The organism is Streptomyces virginiae (genome assembly GCF_000720455.1).
In the GTDB taxonomy this organism is placed as follows: Bacteria; Actinomycetota; Actinomycetes; order Streptomycetales; family Streptomycetaceae; genus Streptomyces; species Streptomyces virginiae.
Map to the genome: position 1 here is coordinate 43,231 of NZ_JOAK01000002.1, position 15,415 is coordinate 58,645.

At 66.8% G+C, this 15,415-nt stretch carries 6 protein-coding genes and 1 pseudogene; 5 read left to right on the plus strand and 2 right to left on the minus strand.

Annotated features, from left to right (window positions below; all coding sequences use genetic code 11):
* Window positions 1-14 precede the first annotated feature (14 nt).
* On the plus strand, window positions 15-821 hold the full coding sequence (locus IG86_RS0103270) for a phosphatase (RefSeq protein WP_030818980.1): 807 nt from the start codon (window positions 15-17) through the stop codon (window positions 819-821).
* Between the two features lie 1,056 nt (window positions 822-1,877).
* On the opposite strand, the gene IG86_RS45460 is transcribed toward IG86_RS0103270, so the two are convergent.
* On the minus strand, window positions 1,878-2,087 hold the full coding sequence (locus tag IG86_RS45460) for a MafI family immunity protein (protein WP_037941848.1): 210 nt from the start codon (window positions 2,085-2,087) through the stop codon (window positions 1,878-1,880).
* Here IG86_RS45460 and IG86_RS0103280 point away from each other — a divergent pair.
* The 3 genes and pseudogenes from IG86_RS0103280 (at window position 2,008) to IG86_RS0103285 (ending at window position 3,767) form a co-directional block, all read left to right on the plus strand.
* Window positions 2,008-2,325 carry a replication initiator gene (locus IG86_RS0103280; protein WP_385872794.1) on the plus strand — a complete coding sequence of 106 codons (318 nt, stop codon included), beginning with the start codon at window positions 2,008-2,010 and terminating at the stop codon, window positions 2,323-2,325. The two genes, IG86_RS45460 and IG86_RS0103280, sit on opposite strands and share 80 nt — an antisense overlap.
* Before the next feature lie 28 nt (window positions 2,326-2,353).
* Window positions 2,354-2,499: pseudogene (locus tag IG86_RS40805) on the plus strand (helix-turn-helix domain-containing protein).
* Window positions 2,499-3,767, plus strand: a complete 1,269-nt coding sequence (locus IG86_RS0103285) for a tyrosine-type recombinase/integrase (RefSeq protein ID WP_030894533.1) — start codon at window positions 2,499-2,501, stop codon at window positions 3,765-3,767. Before IG86_RS40805 ends, IG86_RS0103285 begins: the two are co-directional and overlap by 1 nt.
* A 580-nt stretch (window positions 3,768-4,347) precedes the next feature.
* On the opposite strand, the gene IG86_RS0103295 is transcribed toward IG86_RS0103285, so the two are convergent.
* Window positions 4,348-10,848 (minus strand): polymorphic toxin-type HINT domain-containing protein, encoded by a 6,501-nt coding sequence (locus tag IG86_RS0103295; protein WP_051784939.1) that lies wholly within the window; start codon window positions 10,846-10,848, stop codon window positions 4,348-4,350.
* Between the two features lie 589 nt (window positions 10,849-11,437).
* Here IG86_RS0103295 and IG86_RS39665 point away from each other — a divergent pair.
* Window positions 11,438-15,379, plus strand: coding sequence for an FG-GAP-like repeat-containing protein (locus IG86_RS39665; protein WP_051784940.1), 3,942 nt, complete (start codon window positions 11,438-11,440; stop codon window positions 15,377-15,379).
* The last annotated feature ends 36 nt before the right edge of the window (window positions 15,380-15,415 follow it).

Genomic DNA, 15,415 nt, shown 5'->3' on the forward strand with positions numbered 1-15,415 from the left:
TCGGCGGCGGCAGAATGGCCCGCATGCCGAAGCCGATAGAGACGTCCGTCCCCAGCCGCGCCGAACTCATCGACCACCTGGTCCGCACGCGCATCGCGGGGCAGGTCGCGACGCCGCGCGAGAACAACCTCTCCCACTACCGCAAGCTCGCCAACGGCGACCGGCACTACTGGCTCGGCCTGGAACTGGGCGACCGCTGGACGGACGAGCAGGACGTGCTCGCGGTGATGGCGGAGCGGTGCGGGGTCGTGGACGACCCGGCGTTCCGGTTCGGCCAGGACACCATCGACCCCGAGCTGACCGTCGCCGGCCTGGACCGGCTGGCGGCGCGGCTGCGCAAGGCGGCGGCCGACCGGCAGAGCGTGCTGTTCGCCACCGGTCACCCCGGCGGCCTGCTGGACGTCCACCGGGCGACGGCGGCGGCCCTGCGCGCCGCGGGCTGCGAGATCGTGGTGATCCCGCAGGGCCTGAGCGCGGACGAGGGCTCGGTGTGGCAGTTCGCGGACGTCGCGGTGCTGGAGCGGGGCGCGACCCTGTGGCACACCCATTCGCCGGAGCCGATGGCCGCGATCCTCGACGGCCTGACGGCTTCGAGCCGCCCGCAGCCGGACCTGGTCGTCGCCGACCACGGCTGGGCGGGCTGCGCGGCCCAGCGCGGCCTGGACGCCGTCGGCTACGCCGACTGCAACGACCCGGCCCTCTTCCTCGGCGAGGCCGAGGGCACCCTCCAGGTCGCGATCCCCCTGGACGACCACGTCCGCGACCCGCGCTACTACGACCCGCTGGTGGCGTACCTCCTCCACGCGGCGGGCCTGCACTGACGCACGGACGGAGTCCCCGGTCGGAGCCCCCGGGCCGGAACGCCTTGCCGAGGAATCTCGGGCCGACTGCTTTCTTCACCACGCCCGCAGAATGGCCTCTAGACCTGCCTCCGCCGCTGTCGCTGCCATCAACTAGTGCCATCAAAGAGTCCTGATGCCCCACCAGTCTGAGCTGGTGGGGCATCAGGTTTTCACGCAGATAGTCTGTTACGTATCTTCAGGTACAGCCCAGAATCCAGATTCCTCGAATCCCTCGCAGCCGTCATGCTTGAATTGAATAGTTCCGTCGAAGAGTGGCATCGAATTCATGCATGCTCCGTAATGCGCCGACTGCTCCGGAAAGTGGAATCCAGAACCGACGCCCGCCGCACTGTTCGTCGTACCAGGACTATCGATATTCTGGATCGTCCGTGCGGCGATTCCTGTGCTGAATCCACCGGGCATGGATCTTATCGAGTTCGCCAGGCCTAAGACCACGACTGCGGCGCCACCTCCGGTTAGCTGCACGCCGAGGACGAACTGGCCCGCTACTACCACCGCGTGGCCACCACAGCGGCATCAGCGGTGAGGCGGGAGCACACCGGCTCGTTTTTGCGGCACTAGACGACCTTCGGACCGCTGACCGTCGGCATGAAGGGCGTCGAGGACGCCATGGTCGTCGTGTCGCCTGCTCCTGCCCCTCTTCCCGAGGTGGTGCAGGTGGAAGAGGGTGGGCCGGTGGAGTTCGAGCGGGTGGTGTCGGCGAGTGGGAATCTGCAGGTCTGGGGCAAGCGGTTCTGGCTCGGTCTGGCCCGCTCAGGACCGAAGGTATCGACCTCCTCGGATGCGCCCTCCGCGCTCCCGCCGCCACCGGAAACCCGACGACGGCAACGAACCGCCGCTCTGAGCAGCCCCCGTCCGCTGACGCTGCCGTCAAGCACTGCCGTCACCCCGCGCAGAAGCCCCGCCAGGATGCACCTGGCGGGGCTTCAGATTTGCGGTCGCCCACTCCGATCCAGTCCGCATCAGAGGATCACGACGCACCGCAATCCGAAGTGGCGACAGGATCCCACCCGCTTATCCCGTAACCAGCTCACGCATTCGCGCGATTAGATCACGAGATCCGAGGTCCGTCGACATTCGAACAAGCCGCCCGTAATGCTCCTCGCTAATCGACAACTCGTCCTCGTAAATCCATGAGCACATCGTGTCGAAAGCTAGGGCGAACTCTCCGGCCACCAGAAGGTCGCGCACGTCGACTGCGACTGAAGACGCAGTGGCCCACATGCTGGGCTTCCGCGGCCATTTCTCCACCAAGACCCGCGCCTACTCCACCACCCTCGGCGTCCTCCGAGCCGCCCGCGCCGCCTGGCACCGCCGCCACACCCCTCCGCCCTCCCCGACCACCCTCGTCCTCACCCACTGGGCCTACGACGGCACCGGCCTCACCCCCGACCTCGAACGCCTCGCCGCACTCATCAACGGCGGCCCGACACGCGAACAGGCGGTGACAGCCGGTGCGTAACGACGAACTCCTCACCGTCCCCGAGGCCATGGCCCGCCTCAAGATCGGCCGCTCTGCCCTCTACGACCTCCTGCGCACCCGCCGCCTGGCCTCCCTGACCTCGGCCGCGCCCGACGCATCCCCGCCCACGCCCTCGCTGACTACGTCCAGCACCACCTGGAAGAGGCCGCCTGATGACCGCCCCCAAGCGCAAGAAGGCCCGCGCTAACGGCGAAGGCACCATCTACCAACGCAAGGACGGCCGCTGGGAAGCCGCCGGCTACGTCCTCGCTGCCAACGGCACGCGCAAACGCGTCCGCGTTTACGGCAGCACGCGAAGGGAAGCTGCCGACAAGCTCGCCGAGAAGATCGCCGACAGCAACCGCGGACTGCCCGTCGCCACCGCCGACAGCACCGTGGGCGACTACCTCACCTACTGGCTCGGCAGCGTCGCCGTCCACCGGCTTCGGGAGAACACCCACACCCGCTACGCCGCCTGCGTCAGCCTCCACCTCATCCCCGGACTCGGCACCAAGAAGGTCGCCCGCCTCACCGCCAAGGACATCCGCGCCTTCCTCGACCGCCTCCGCACCACCTGCCAGTGCTGCACCCAGGGACTCGACACCGAACGAAATCGGTGCTGCGCGGTCGGCGAGTGCTGCCAGAAGCAGCTGTCCGCTCTGACCGTGACTTACGTGCACTCGGTGCTGAAGTCGGCGCTGGAACACGCGGTCCGCGAAGACGAGCTGCCCCGGAACGTCGCCCGCAACGTCAAGACCACCACGCACCAGCCCAGGCGCTTCCGTCCGCTCACCGCAGTAGAGGCCCGTCAGTTCCTCGACGCGACCCGCGCCGATCGGCTCCACGCGCTGTACGAACTCGCCCTCCGCACCGGACTCCGCAAGGGCGAACTCCTCGGCCTTCACTGGGAAGACCTCGACCTCGACGGGGGAACGGCGAGCGTTCGCCGCTCCCTCCAACGCACCCAGAGCAGCGGCCTGACAACCCTGCCCACCAAGACCCGTGCCTCCGAACGCCGCATCGCCCTACCGACCGAGTCCGTCCACTCGCTGAAGAGCCACCAGCAACGTCAGGAAGTAGAGCGCAAGGCGGCCGGGGTCAGCTGGAAGGACAGCGGGCTCGTCTTCACCACGCCGACCGGCGGACCGATCGACCCGGCCAACATGACCCGGCGCTTCGGCCGATTCCTCGACAGCGCCGGGCTCCGGCGCATCCGCTTCCACGACCTCCGGCACTCCACCGCCACCCTGCTACTGGAACAGGGAGTGGACCTCGTCGTGATCAAGGAACTCCTCGGCCACGCCCACATCGGCGTCACTGCCGGCGTCTACGCCCACGTCCGGCTCCGCCTCCAACGCCAAGCCATCGACACTCTCAACAGCGCACTCCGTACGGGCAACGACAGCCCCGACGACCCACCCGCCGCGGCAATCGTCCATTGACGTTGCCGTCACCGTTGCCGTCAAGAACCCCAGAAGCCCCACCGAAAACGCTCGGTGGGGCTTCATCGGCGGTATTGGAATCCCAGCTGGCCGAAGCTACCGAGAGTCAAACACCAATCTCACGAGAACCCACGCAGGGCCCTCCAGGGTGAATCCCGTGGAATTCCTACCTACGCCTTTCGGGTAGGTCATTACAGATCATACGGGTAGAGCTGAATTTCGGAGGCCCGGAAGGAAATGAAACCCTCCACAGGAAGCTCCGACCTTCGGTTAGGGATTTCAATCAGGAGAATGTCCGACCCTACCCTGATCTCCACGACCGAATCATCACCATCGTCGAATCTGACAACTCGGCCCGTGATGAGGGTGGCAGAATCCGCCCCGACCTCCGAGAGGGAAGTAGCACCCGAGGGGCCCGCCGTCCAATCTGCGACCTCTTCCGGAACTTCGATCTCGACATCGAATTGACCTACTTCGGCGGGGTTCGACCCCATCCAGCGGCCAGATGCGATGCCAGACTCGCACTTGAAGCGCACGATCCCTTGCGATGGGGCTAGGACTTGCAGAACTTCTACTCTCATCATTTCACCCCCAAGGGAACTCGCTGCATCGTATTGCCGACAGTCCATGTGTTTGTGACGGAGTTCCAATCCCACGTCTCCATATGGAAGTGGAACTTCGTGGGCTTGCTGTTCATCTCATGATCGCCCATCCGGATGCTACGGCGCCCATCGGAAGATACGAGACGGTTGGGATCCACCTGCCCAGTTCGCGGGTGAATATTTGTGTACGGGCCAGGCCCCAAGAAATCACTCCACGCCTGATCGGCCTGAGAAGGCTTAAGGGGCTTGGGGGCTGTGACCTCCGGCAGGTTTTTGACTGTTTCGGCAGGCGGACAGTTTGAATTGTGAACCAGGACCGGCGTAGCCCCTGCCAGCACATAGTACGTGTGGAAGTCGGCCACGGAGAAGTTGTAGGTCTTGACGTGGTCGGTGAATGCGCGGTTGTCCGTGACGATCGCAGTGGTTCCGCCTGCGGTTGCCAGGGTCATGCCCGGCCGGAGGTCGGCGGCCTCGACCCAGGACTTCTCAGAGGGCGACCAGAAGGGGTGCTCGTGCGTTGCAGTGATTTCGTCGATGCCGTCGGATGTGGCGATGGAGAGCTTGTTCAGTTCGCGATCGCCCTCCGTCCGGATGAGTTTCTCGACTGGTTTGGCTTCCGACTCGCCCGTAACCGGATCGGTGGCGAGAACGAGGTCGCCAACTTCGACCTCCTCGATCTTCTTCTGCGAGCCGTCCGCCATGAGGACAAGCGTTCCGGCGAGGAAGCATTGCCCCCCCTTCGTCTTCCCCGGACGCAGGAATTTGGGGCCGGGAAGCAGATATGCGAAGAAACCGCCGCCGATGGCAGCACCTGAATCGAGATCCAGACCCTGTTCCGTGGCCCAGTTGTCGAACATGTCACCCTCGTTGCACTCGGGTGAGGTATTCAGGAAGCACTCGGGCGAGATTGTCAGCTCGGCACTGAATTCGGCGCTGTGGATCGCTGCACTTGCAAACCCGGCTGCCGCATTTGCAGGCGGAGCCCCGTCGAAGCCCTTCGCCGGGGTGCAGAAGCGCACGCCGGCGCAGCGCTTGCCGTCGCCCTTCGGCGTCTTGGACGGCTTGGGAGGGGCGCTGCAGTTCTTCCAGCAGCGGCCCTCGTAGTACCTCTTGTGATGCTTGGTCGCGGCCTGGACGACGCTCTGGGGCGACGACTGGAAGCCGCGGTCCTCGTTGCCGCCCTCGAAGTACTTGAGGCCGTCAGGGTCGGAGTAGGTGAACGGGTTGTTAGCGGCGTAGGTGTAGCCGTGGAGTTGCTGGGAGTCGGTGAGGTCCATGATCGGGTCCACCGAGATGAAGCGGCCGATCAGGGGGTCGTACTCGCGGGCGCCGATGTGGGTCAGGCCGCTGTCGTTGTCCTTCGTGCCTCCGACGAAGGTCTTCTCGCCGGTCCACGTCGTCGGCTGGGTGCCGCGGGTCTCGCCGAACAGGCCCGTCTTGCGGCGGGTGACCGTCTGGGTCGCGTCGGCGGTCACCTGGGTGGTGCTGGTGTTGTGGTGGTCCGCGAAGGTGAAGGTGAGCTTGCCGCCTGTGCGGACGCCGACGTCGCCGTAGTAGCGAGTGCCGGTGATCGTGCCCGACTTGTCGAGCTTCAGCTCATTGCCGGACGGCAGGTACAGCGTGGTGCTGTCCTTCTCCTTGCGGAGGATGCGGTTGCCGGACGCGTCGTAGATGAACCCGTCGGTGGCGAGGCCCTGGACGAGGGACTTGAGGCGCCCCTCCGCGTCCCAGTCGAGGTACTGCGTTTCACCGGTGCCGCTCTTGCGGGTCTTGGTGTTGCCGGTGGCGTCGTAGGTGAATGTTTCGTCGTGCGGGGCGGTGCCGGTCTGGGTGACCTTCGGAAGGTCGTGCTTACCGGGCGTCGGGGGAGCGTAGGTGCGGACCGTGTCTGCGGTCGGGCCCGAGGCCGTCTTGTGCTTGGTCTCCGTCTTGCGGTTGCCGACGGCGTCGTAGGTGTACGTGGTCCAGTACGGGTCCTCGCCGCCGATGACGGTGGCCGACGGGGTGGTCGCGCAGGTCTCACCCTCGTTGGTCCACGCCTCGGTGATGCGGCGCAGGGAGTCGAGGTTGACGCACTGGGTGTCCGTCGTCCGGGAGGCGTCCTGGCCATAGGCCGAGGCGATCGCCGTTACATTGCCGACGGGGTCATTGGTGTACTTGGTCTCCTCGATCCGCTGGGGTGCCAGGGCCCGGTCGACGACGGTGCGGGTGAGGGCACCAGTGTGCTCGTCGTACTCGTTCGTCCGGTACAGGCTCTGGGTGGACGAGCCGAGCTCCTGGCGGATCGCGCGGCCGTAGTGGTCGTACGTCATCGCCCCGACGAGGCGACTGCTGCCGGCGCCCATGCTGTTGAGCAGGCCCGAGACGGTTTTGTAGGTGCTGCCGTGGGTCTCGGCCGGGAGGCCGCCCATGGCCGGGTGCCTGGTCGTGAGGACCTGGCCGGCGATGTTGTAGGTGTTCGTCCACTTGTACGTACCGGCCATCGCGCCGGTGTCGGGCGTGGACGGGATCGTGACCTGGGTTTCGAGCGGCTGGTAGAGGTCGTTGTAGGAAAGAACCTCCGAGGTGTACGCCTTGCCGTCGACATGGCGCGTGGACTTGGTGAGCTGCCCCTTGGCCACCGTGTCGTAGACGGACGACGTCAGCGTCGTCGCGCCCTGCTTCGTGGCGACGGCGCGACCGAGGTCGTCGTAGTCGGTGTGCAGAGTGATGCCTCGGGCATCCGTGACATCGGTGACGCGGTCCCCAGAGTCGTACGCCGTCTTGGAGACGCCCTTGTCGGGGTCGTTCACCTCGACCTGGCGGCCACGGACGTCGTAGGTGTACGTCCACTTGGCGTTGCCCGGGTCGGTGACCTGGGCCAGCTGACCGAGTTTGTTGTAGGTGTACAGGGTCGACTGCGAGGCGGTGCGCGCCGGGTCGGTGTACTGCTTGGTCTCGACCGTGCGCCCCAGTGCGTCGACGACGGTGGTGGTCGTAGTGCCGCCCGGGGGCGGGCTGACCGTGGTGGTGTCGCCGGTGTAGCTGCTCGTGGTGCGCTTGGTCTCGGTACCGAACTTCTTCGCGATCACCGCCGTCGGGCGGCCGGCGCCGTCGAAGAAGGTGTCGGTGGAGGCGGGGTAGTTGAGTTCCTGTCCCGTGACCAGGTCGGTCGAAGGCGCGCCCTCGGCGTAGTACGTACCGGAGGAACGCCACGCCAGGCCGCGGGTGTCGTAGAACGTCTCCGTGACCAGACGGCCGGACAGGTCGGGCGACTGGGTCTGCGTCTGGCGCTCACGCAGCAGACCGTCGTGGATGGAGTGGACGACGGAGTACTTGTAGTCGTGCGTCAGGGTTTTTGACGTGACCACGTTGGGACCGCTGTTGCGGACGTTGTACTCGAACACCCGGCTCGGCAGGTCCGGGTTGGCCTCCTGGGTCCAGTTCGGGACCCAGACCTTCGTGACCCGGCCCAGTGCGTCGTACGCCGTCGTGACGACCTTGCCGTTGGGGTCGGTGACCTTGGTGGCCTGGCCGCGCAGCGGGTCGAGCTGGCTGGTGGCGGCGTGGCCGAGCGCGTTGGTCGCCGTCATCGACGTCGGGACCTCGCCGGTGGCCGGGGTGTACGCGGTGGTGGTCACCTTGCCGTAGGCGTCGGCGGCAGCCAGCGCCCGGCCGTACAGGTCGTAGCAGAGCTGGTCCTTGGCCGCGCCACAGGTGGACGGGACACTCGACGCCGTGTCGTAGCCGTCGCCCTTGCCGTTGATCTTCTCGGTCTTCGTCACCAGACCCCGGCCGGGTACGGTGCCGAGCGTGCCGTTGTCGAAGTAGGTCCGGGTGTCGCTGATGACGTCCGCCGGACCGGCACCGGTCGTCCCGCACGGCAGCGCGACGGTCTTGACCTGGCTTTGCCGGTCCAGGATCCACGTGGCCGTGTTGCGTGCGTAGGTGGTCGTGGTGCAGGACTCGTCACCGCTCTTGGCGGTGTCGCCGGTGCTCGACTGCCAGTCGGCCATGCCGTACTCGTCGAAGTGCCGGCTGGTCTCGGTCGTCCGGGCACCACCGGTGACGGTGGTGCGGGTCGACTCCTTCTCGACGTTCGTCTTGTAGGAGGTGAGGTTGGGCAGCCCCGGTCGCAGCCGCTTGGCCACCTCGCCCGAACGCCACGGTGTGCTGGACGTCGCGCTCAGGAGCTTGGCCGTGTCGTCTCCCTCGTACGTCGCCGTCTCGCGGACCATGCCCGCGAACTCGGGCCGGTCGGTGACCGCGGTGCCTGTGCCGTCCTTGACGTCCTTGCCGTCGAGACCCCGGAAGTAGCGGGTCTCCGACAGCGTCTTCGGGTCACTGGCCGCACCGGTGCGGGTCTGGACGAGTTCGTAGCCGCGGGCGACGGAGTGGACGCGGTCCTCGGCCTTGATGAACTCGCTGGTGTCCTTGTCCCAGGCCGCTCCGCCGACGTAGGTGTACGAGGTCACCTTGTCGGGTGTCGAGGCGAGGTTGTCGCCCTCCACGACCTGGTTGACGACGTAGGTGTTGAACCAGTCGAGCTTGGAGGCATCGCCCTCCCAGGCCCACTTGACCGGGAAGCAGCGGGTGGTGTTCGTTCCGTCCGAGGCAGGAAGCGTGGTGGGTGTGCAGTCCTGTTGCGAGTAGGTGACACCGATGGTGCCGCCGGACTCGGTGTTGACCTGTGACATGCGCAGGCGGACGTACGGGGCCAGACCGTCGCCGGTTTTGTCCACCCGGTTCGCCCGCTGTACGCCCTCGAAGGTGACCGGGTCGAGCGGGACGTCCTGCGCGGAGCCCGCCTTGGCCGTGCGGGAGATGGACTTAAGCCACATCGGGGTGGAGATGCCGTCGCCCGCCGGCGGGAAGTTCTGGTCCAGGGTCCAGGAGTCGACGTCCTGGTACGCGCCGCCGGTGAGGAGCTTGGTGTGGATGCCGGTCAGGCGCATCCGGGACCAGAACGTCGGTGAGTACTGGCCCTTGCACTCCGTCGAGCCGTCCTTGCAGAACAGGTCGTACGGGGAGTCCGGCCAGTTCTTCGCGTTGGCCTCGTCGAAGGTGCCGCAGTTGGTGAGGCAGCGCTCGTCGACACCGAACTTCACCTGAGCCATGGCCTTGCCGCTGTAGACGGCGTCGGAGCGCAGCCCGTAGTCGATGTGGTCGAGCCAGCCGCCGCGGACGTACTGCGTGACCGTTGCCTTGCCGGTGGTCATGTCGACGTTGCGGCCGTAGTTGTTGGTCTCGGTCTTCCAGTAGTACGCCATCGCGTCGCCGCCGGGGGTGACGACGTAGTCGAGCTGCCAGCGCCAGGCCTGCTTGCACGAGGCGCTCGCGAACGAGGCGTTGTAGCAGGGCTCACCCGCCTGGTTGCCGAAGACGGGCGCGGTCCAGGCCGAGTTCGTCGTCGGCGTGGAGGCGTCCTTCCAGCCCGGGAGACGGTTCAGACCGAAGAAGTACTGGGTACCGTCGGTCGTGGTGATCTTCCAGTGCTCGCCGTCGTTGTCGCCGTTGACGGCGCCGGTGAGCTTCTCGACCTTCTCGCCCGAGTCCGAGGCCGGGTGCCAGCCCTTGCCCTGCTCGTACACGAGCTCGGTCGACTTGCCGCCCAGGGACAACGTGGCGTTGTCGTTGAACCAGCACTGGTCGCCGACCTTGGCGGTGTTGGTGCCACCGGTCTTGTCGTCGTTGCAGGGCTTGTACTTGCGCTCGATGAAGCCGGGCTCCCAGCTCCAGCCGTCACCGATCCATGAGCCCTGGCTGTTGGATATGCCCGTGCGGCCGTCGACGGACTGGGAGTTGTAGCCGAGCGAGATCTGCGGACCCAGACCGCCGGGCACCGCGGGGGTTGCGACCGGGTAGGACCAGGAGAAGGCGCCGGTCGAGCCGCCGGCGCTCCACGAGCCGGAGGGCTGCAGCGACGTCGCCTTGTAGTCACCTGTCGGGCCCGCGTCGCCCGCCGTCGTGGCGAGGACGGTCGCGCCGCCCGAAGCCGCGGATGCCGACTTTGCCGACACGCCTGCGGACTTGGCCGAAGAAGCCGTGCCCTGCGTGGTCACCTGCGCCGAGAGCTTGCCGGCGCGGGTGTCGTTCTGAGTCTGCAGTGGCTTCTGGGTACGGCACTCCGCGCGTTCCGGAGTCGTCAGCGCACACGCCGGAAGCTCCACCAGCCGCAGTCGGGAGGCGTAGTCGCCGCCGTATGCGCCGCGGAAGGAGTTGTAGTCCACCTCGACCTTCGCCGGCGCGGCTTGCGCACGGCCGTCCGACCGGCCGACCGACAGAAGGACGCCGTCAATGCCCGCCTTGCGCGCCGCGTCCTTGCCGACGACGGAGACCTTCACCTTCGACGGCGCTTCGGCCGCCTTGCCCGGCGGCACGTAGACCGCGACCGGGAGCTTGCCGGCCTGCGGCGAGCCCGGGTCGACGACCGGCCCGCGAGCGGCACCCGACAGGAACGACTTCGAGACCGGCTCCGAGGCAGCCGAAGTCAGGCTCACCTCCGCCGAACCGGCAGCCGGCCAGGAGACCTTCGGCGCCTTCCACGGAGTCGCACCCGCATCATCGGCCTTCTTCGCGCCACCCGCGCGGACCGGCTTGACCGGTACCGCCTTCGGCTGCTTGAGCTCCGGCAGCGACGGCTTGGATTTGCCATCCGCTACGGCTACAGCGCTGGGCAACAAGCCCGAGAGGACGGCTGCGGCCAACGCCACAGAAAGTCCTCGCGCACTGAATTTTCTCACACCCCACCCCATGCTTCTAGAAAGATTTACGGCGCAGACTAACAGGCAGAATTCGCTAATCCGACATCCCGGGGAGAGTCCTGTTCGGGCCAAGGGGAACTTGTGGTCCATATGGGATGACACGCGTCTGACCGACCTAAAAATCGCAGGTCAGGGTGCGGGTGTTGTCGGGGGCTCCGAGTAGAGTCAGCCCCGTAGATATCGGGCAGATGGAGTTCGTGTGAGAAGAAGAGAGGCCCTACTCGGCGTGCCGGGTGGGCGGGGGATTTCACGGGTCATTTCGATGGCTCTGGTAAGCGGAATGATCGCTACCGGATTGAGTGTGGTTAATTCTTCAACGATTGCCGTGGCGGCCACCGATCCGGTGGCCGAGGGGTCGATGACCGCAGCGGACTTCGCGCTCGCCAAGGCGAAGGAGACCGGTCAGCCCTACGAGCTGACGTCCGCCCGGACCGAGAACTCGGACACCTGGGCGCTGCCGACCGGAAAGTGGTCGGTGAAGCGGCACGGGACGACGGTGCGCGTCCGCCGCGCCGGCGGCTGGGTGGCCACCGATCCGACGCTGCAGTTCGCGGTGGACGGGAAGGTGAAGCCGAAGGCCTCGGCCGTCGCGATCGCCTTCTCCGGGGGTGGCACCGGTCCGCTGCTGACCGGGGTGAAGAACGGACGGACCCTGTCGTTCACCTGGCCGCAGGCGCTGCCCAAGCCGACGCTCGCCGCGAACGTGGCGACGTACGCGAATGTGCTCCCGGACGTGGACCTCCAGCTGAAGGCCGAGGTCGAGGGCTTTTCCCAGCTGCTTGTGGTCAAGACCGCCGCAGCGGCCAAGCACCCCGACCTCGCGACGCTCAAGTTCAAGCTCGACACGGTGGGCCTGAACGTCACCAAGAACGCGACGACGGGTCTGCTGACCGCGACCAATCCGGCCGGCGAGATCATCTTCACCTCCCCTAACCCGGTGATGTGGGACTCCACCACCACAGGAGGCGCCGCACAGGCACCCGCGCGTGTGGCGGCAGTGGCCAGCGCCGACGCCGGGGCGACCGGTGACCCTTCGGACGTCTTCGTGACGCCGTCCGGGGCCAAGAACGCCCAGATGCCCACCACGATCACGGGCGGCAACCTGGAGATCAAGCCCGACCAGGCCCTCCTGACGAGCCCCGCGACCAAGTACCCCGTCTACATCGACCCGTCGGTGGCGTGGGGCGAGCGGCAGAACTGGTCGTGGGTCTACCGCACGTGGGAGAACAACTCCTACTGGAACACCAAGGAGGACGTGCGGGTCGGCTACGAGTCCGAGACGAACGGGCTCTCACGGTCCTTCTTCCAGCTCGACACCTCCGCCGTCAAGGGCGCCCAGGTTTCCAAGGCGACGTTCCGGATCAAGGAAACCTGGTCCTGGTCCTGCACCCCCAAGCCCGTGGAGCTGTGGACCACCAACCCCATCTCGCGGGACACCACCTGGAAGTACCAGCCCGATCGGCGCAACAAGCTCGACACGGTCAATGCGGCCAAGGGTCGGGCCGAGTGCGAAGCGGGCAACCTGGAGTTCAACGCCACCTCCGCAGTCCAGGAGGCGGCGTCCAAGGGCTGGTCCAACATGACCGTGGGCCTGTACGCGTCCAACGAGAGCGACCAGTACCACTGGAAGCGCTTCGACCCCAAGACCGTCACGCTGGAGATCGAGTACAACAACCCGCCCAGCACGCCGTCCGACCTGGGCATCGCGCCCTGGGTACCGTGTGAGCAGGGCGGCTCGGTCGGCAACACCATGGTCAGGCTCTACGCGACGGCCTCCGACCGTGATGCGGGGAACCTGAACACCGAGTTCCAGATCTTCAAGGCCGGTCAGAGCACCAACCCCGTCACCCAGACCATCCCGTCCAACAACGGCAAGTTCGCCACGTGGGTCGTCCCGGACGCCGCTCTCCCGGACGGTAGTTACACCTGGCGTGCGCGCACGACCGACCAGGACGGAGCCCAGTCCGGCTGGTCCCAGACCTGCAAGTTCACTGTTGACCGCACGAATCCGGCGGACGCACCGAAGATCACCTCGACGAAGTTCCCCGACGGCAGCAAGGGTTGGCCGCAAGGTACCGGCCAGGCCCGCGAGGAAGGGGACTTCACCCTCTCCTCCAACGGTGCCGACGGCGTCACCTGGTACGGCTACTACACCGACTGGGACCCGCAGGTGAAGAGCACCACGGTCGCTCCCGGCGCATCGTTCACCGCGAAGCTCACCCCGCCCGGCGCCGGCCCGCACTTCGTCTACGCCTTCAGCCAGGACGCAGCCGGGAACCGGTCGGACACCAACGTGTACCAGTTCTACGCCGCCCGCAAGGACGCCGAGGACGGGCCCCACGACGTCAACGGGGACGGCTACCGCGACATCTGGAGCAACGACCTCTTCGGCAGCCTCCTGACCTACCACGGTCAGGGCAACGGCAAGGTCTCCGCGTCGATCGCCTCCTCCGAGTCCTTCACCGGTTCCCAGGTCGCCACGCTCGGGCGTGGGGACGACGACGCGTACAACGACCTGCTCGCCCTCCAGAAGCGGCCCGGTATGACCTCCAAGACGTTGTGGGTCTACAGCAACCAGGACGGCCAGGGCACCGTGGGCAATCCCACCGAGAAGAACGTGGGCCAGGCCAAGAACAACCACTGGTCCGACGCCGAGCAGATCATCGCCCCCGGCGACCTCAACTACGACGGGATCCCGGACGTCCTCGTCAAGCAGGGCGACAAGCTCTGGGCCTACTACAACACCTACTGGGGCAACCTGGACGACGACAAGGACCCCGTGCTCGTCGGCGGGACGGACTGGAACAAGTACACGGTCGTCGCCCCCGGTGATGTCAACGGCGACCAGGTCCCCGACCTGTGGCTCAGGGACAACGCCACCGGCGACGTCTACAGCACCCACGGCAAGAAGGGCCTGGACGAGAGTCAGATCGTCGACCTGGCCAGCTGGGGTACCCAGACGCGTACCAAGGTGCACTCCGGCGTAACCCAGTCCGGTTATCCGCAGGTCGGTTCGTCCGGTGACCTCAACGGCGACCAGATCCCCGACCTGTGGGCCCGCCAGGCCGACAACACCATGGTCGGCTGGCCTGGCAAGCGCACCTCCGACGGCTCCACCGTCGGCTCCTTCACCGCCCAGTTCAAGCTCGACGGCGTACCGGGCGCACGGATCCCCTCCGGCACCACCCTTGCCTCCGGGCAGGAGTTCCCCAGCGGAAACTCCAAGCTGCTGATGAAGTCCGACGGCAACCTCGTTCTGCTGAGCAAGGACGGCAAGCAGCTCTGGGCCACCGGCACCGCCGGGCACCCGGGTGCCACGGCGCGCATGCAGAGCGACGGCAGCTTCATCGTCCTGTCGGCCGACGCCAAGGACACCCTGTGGACCAGCAAGACCAGCACTCCGGGCTCGTACGCGCTGCTCCAGCCGCGTGGTGTGCTCGTCATCTACACCGCTTCGGGGCAGAGCCTGTGGAGCAGCGGCAGCCAGAGCCGGCCGGACTACAACGGCGACGGCTACACCGACGTGGCGGTGCGTGACGTCAACGGCCACCTCTGGATCTACCCGGGGACCGGCGGTTCCGGCACCAACACGCTCGGCCAGCGGTACCTCGCAGGCAACGGCTGGTGGCGTGACTACTGGACGGACGTGCACTCCGCCGACCTCAACAACGACGGCTACACCGACGTCGTCACCCGCAACAAGTTCGGAGACCTGTACCTGTACCCGGGCACCGGCAGGGCGGGGACCGAGACGCTCGCCAACCCGGTCCTGATCGGCACGGGCTGGGACACCTACGCCGACCTCGGCTTCGGGGACCTCAACGGCGACGGCCGTACCGACGTCATCGGCCGCGGCGGCGACGGCAACCTGTGGGTCTACCCCCACAAGGGCGGCACCGGCACCGACACCCTGGGCAACCGCGTCTCCATCGGCGTCGGCTGGCACACCGGGTACTGGCCCAGCCTGCGGTTCGCCGACATGAACGGCGACAACAAGGTCGACATCATGGCGCACAGCAACAACGGCACCGGCAAGCTCCACCTCTACCCGAACACCAGCGGTACCGATTCCATCAGCTTCGGTGCTTCCGGCGTCATCGGGGAGGGCTGGTGGAACGGGGAGTGGACCCCTTACGCCGGCGACCTCAACGTCGACGGAAAGCCGGAGCAGGTCGGAGTCACCCGTACCGGGGACCTGTTCGACTTCCTCCCCGAGGGCAGAAGCCTGATCGGCGTCGGCTGGGTCGGATACGACATCCTCCTCTGACCCCTGAAAGCCGGTGAGGGGGGTGAGATCCCGTTA

Bases quoted from the DNA above. Each gene is read 5' to 3' on its own strand.
- IG86_RS0103270 (WP_030818980.1), top strand. From the start codon at position 15: ATGGCCCGCATGCCGAAGCCGATAGAGACGTCCGTCCCCAGCCGCGCC.
- IG86_RS45460 (WP_037941848.1), bottom strand. From the start codon at position 2,087: ATGTGGGCCACTGCGTCTTCAGTCGCAGTCGACGTGCGCGACCTTCTG.
- IG86_RS0103285 (WP_030894533.1), top strand. From the start codon at position 2,499: ATGACCGCCCCCAAGCGCAAGAAGGCCCGCGCTAACGGCGAAGGCACC.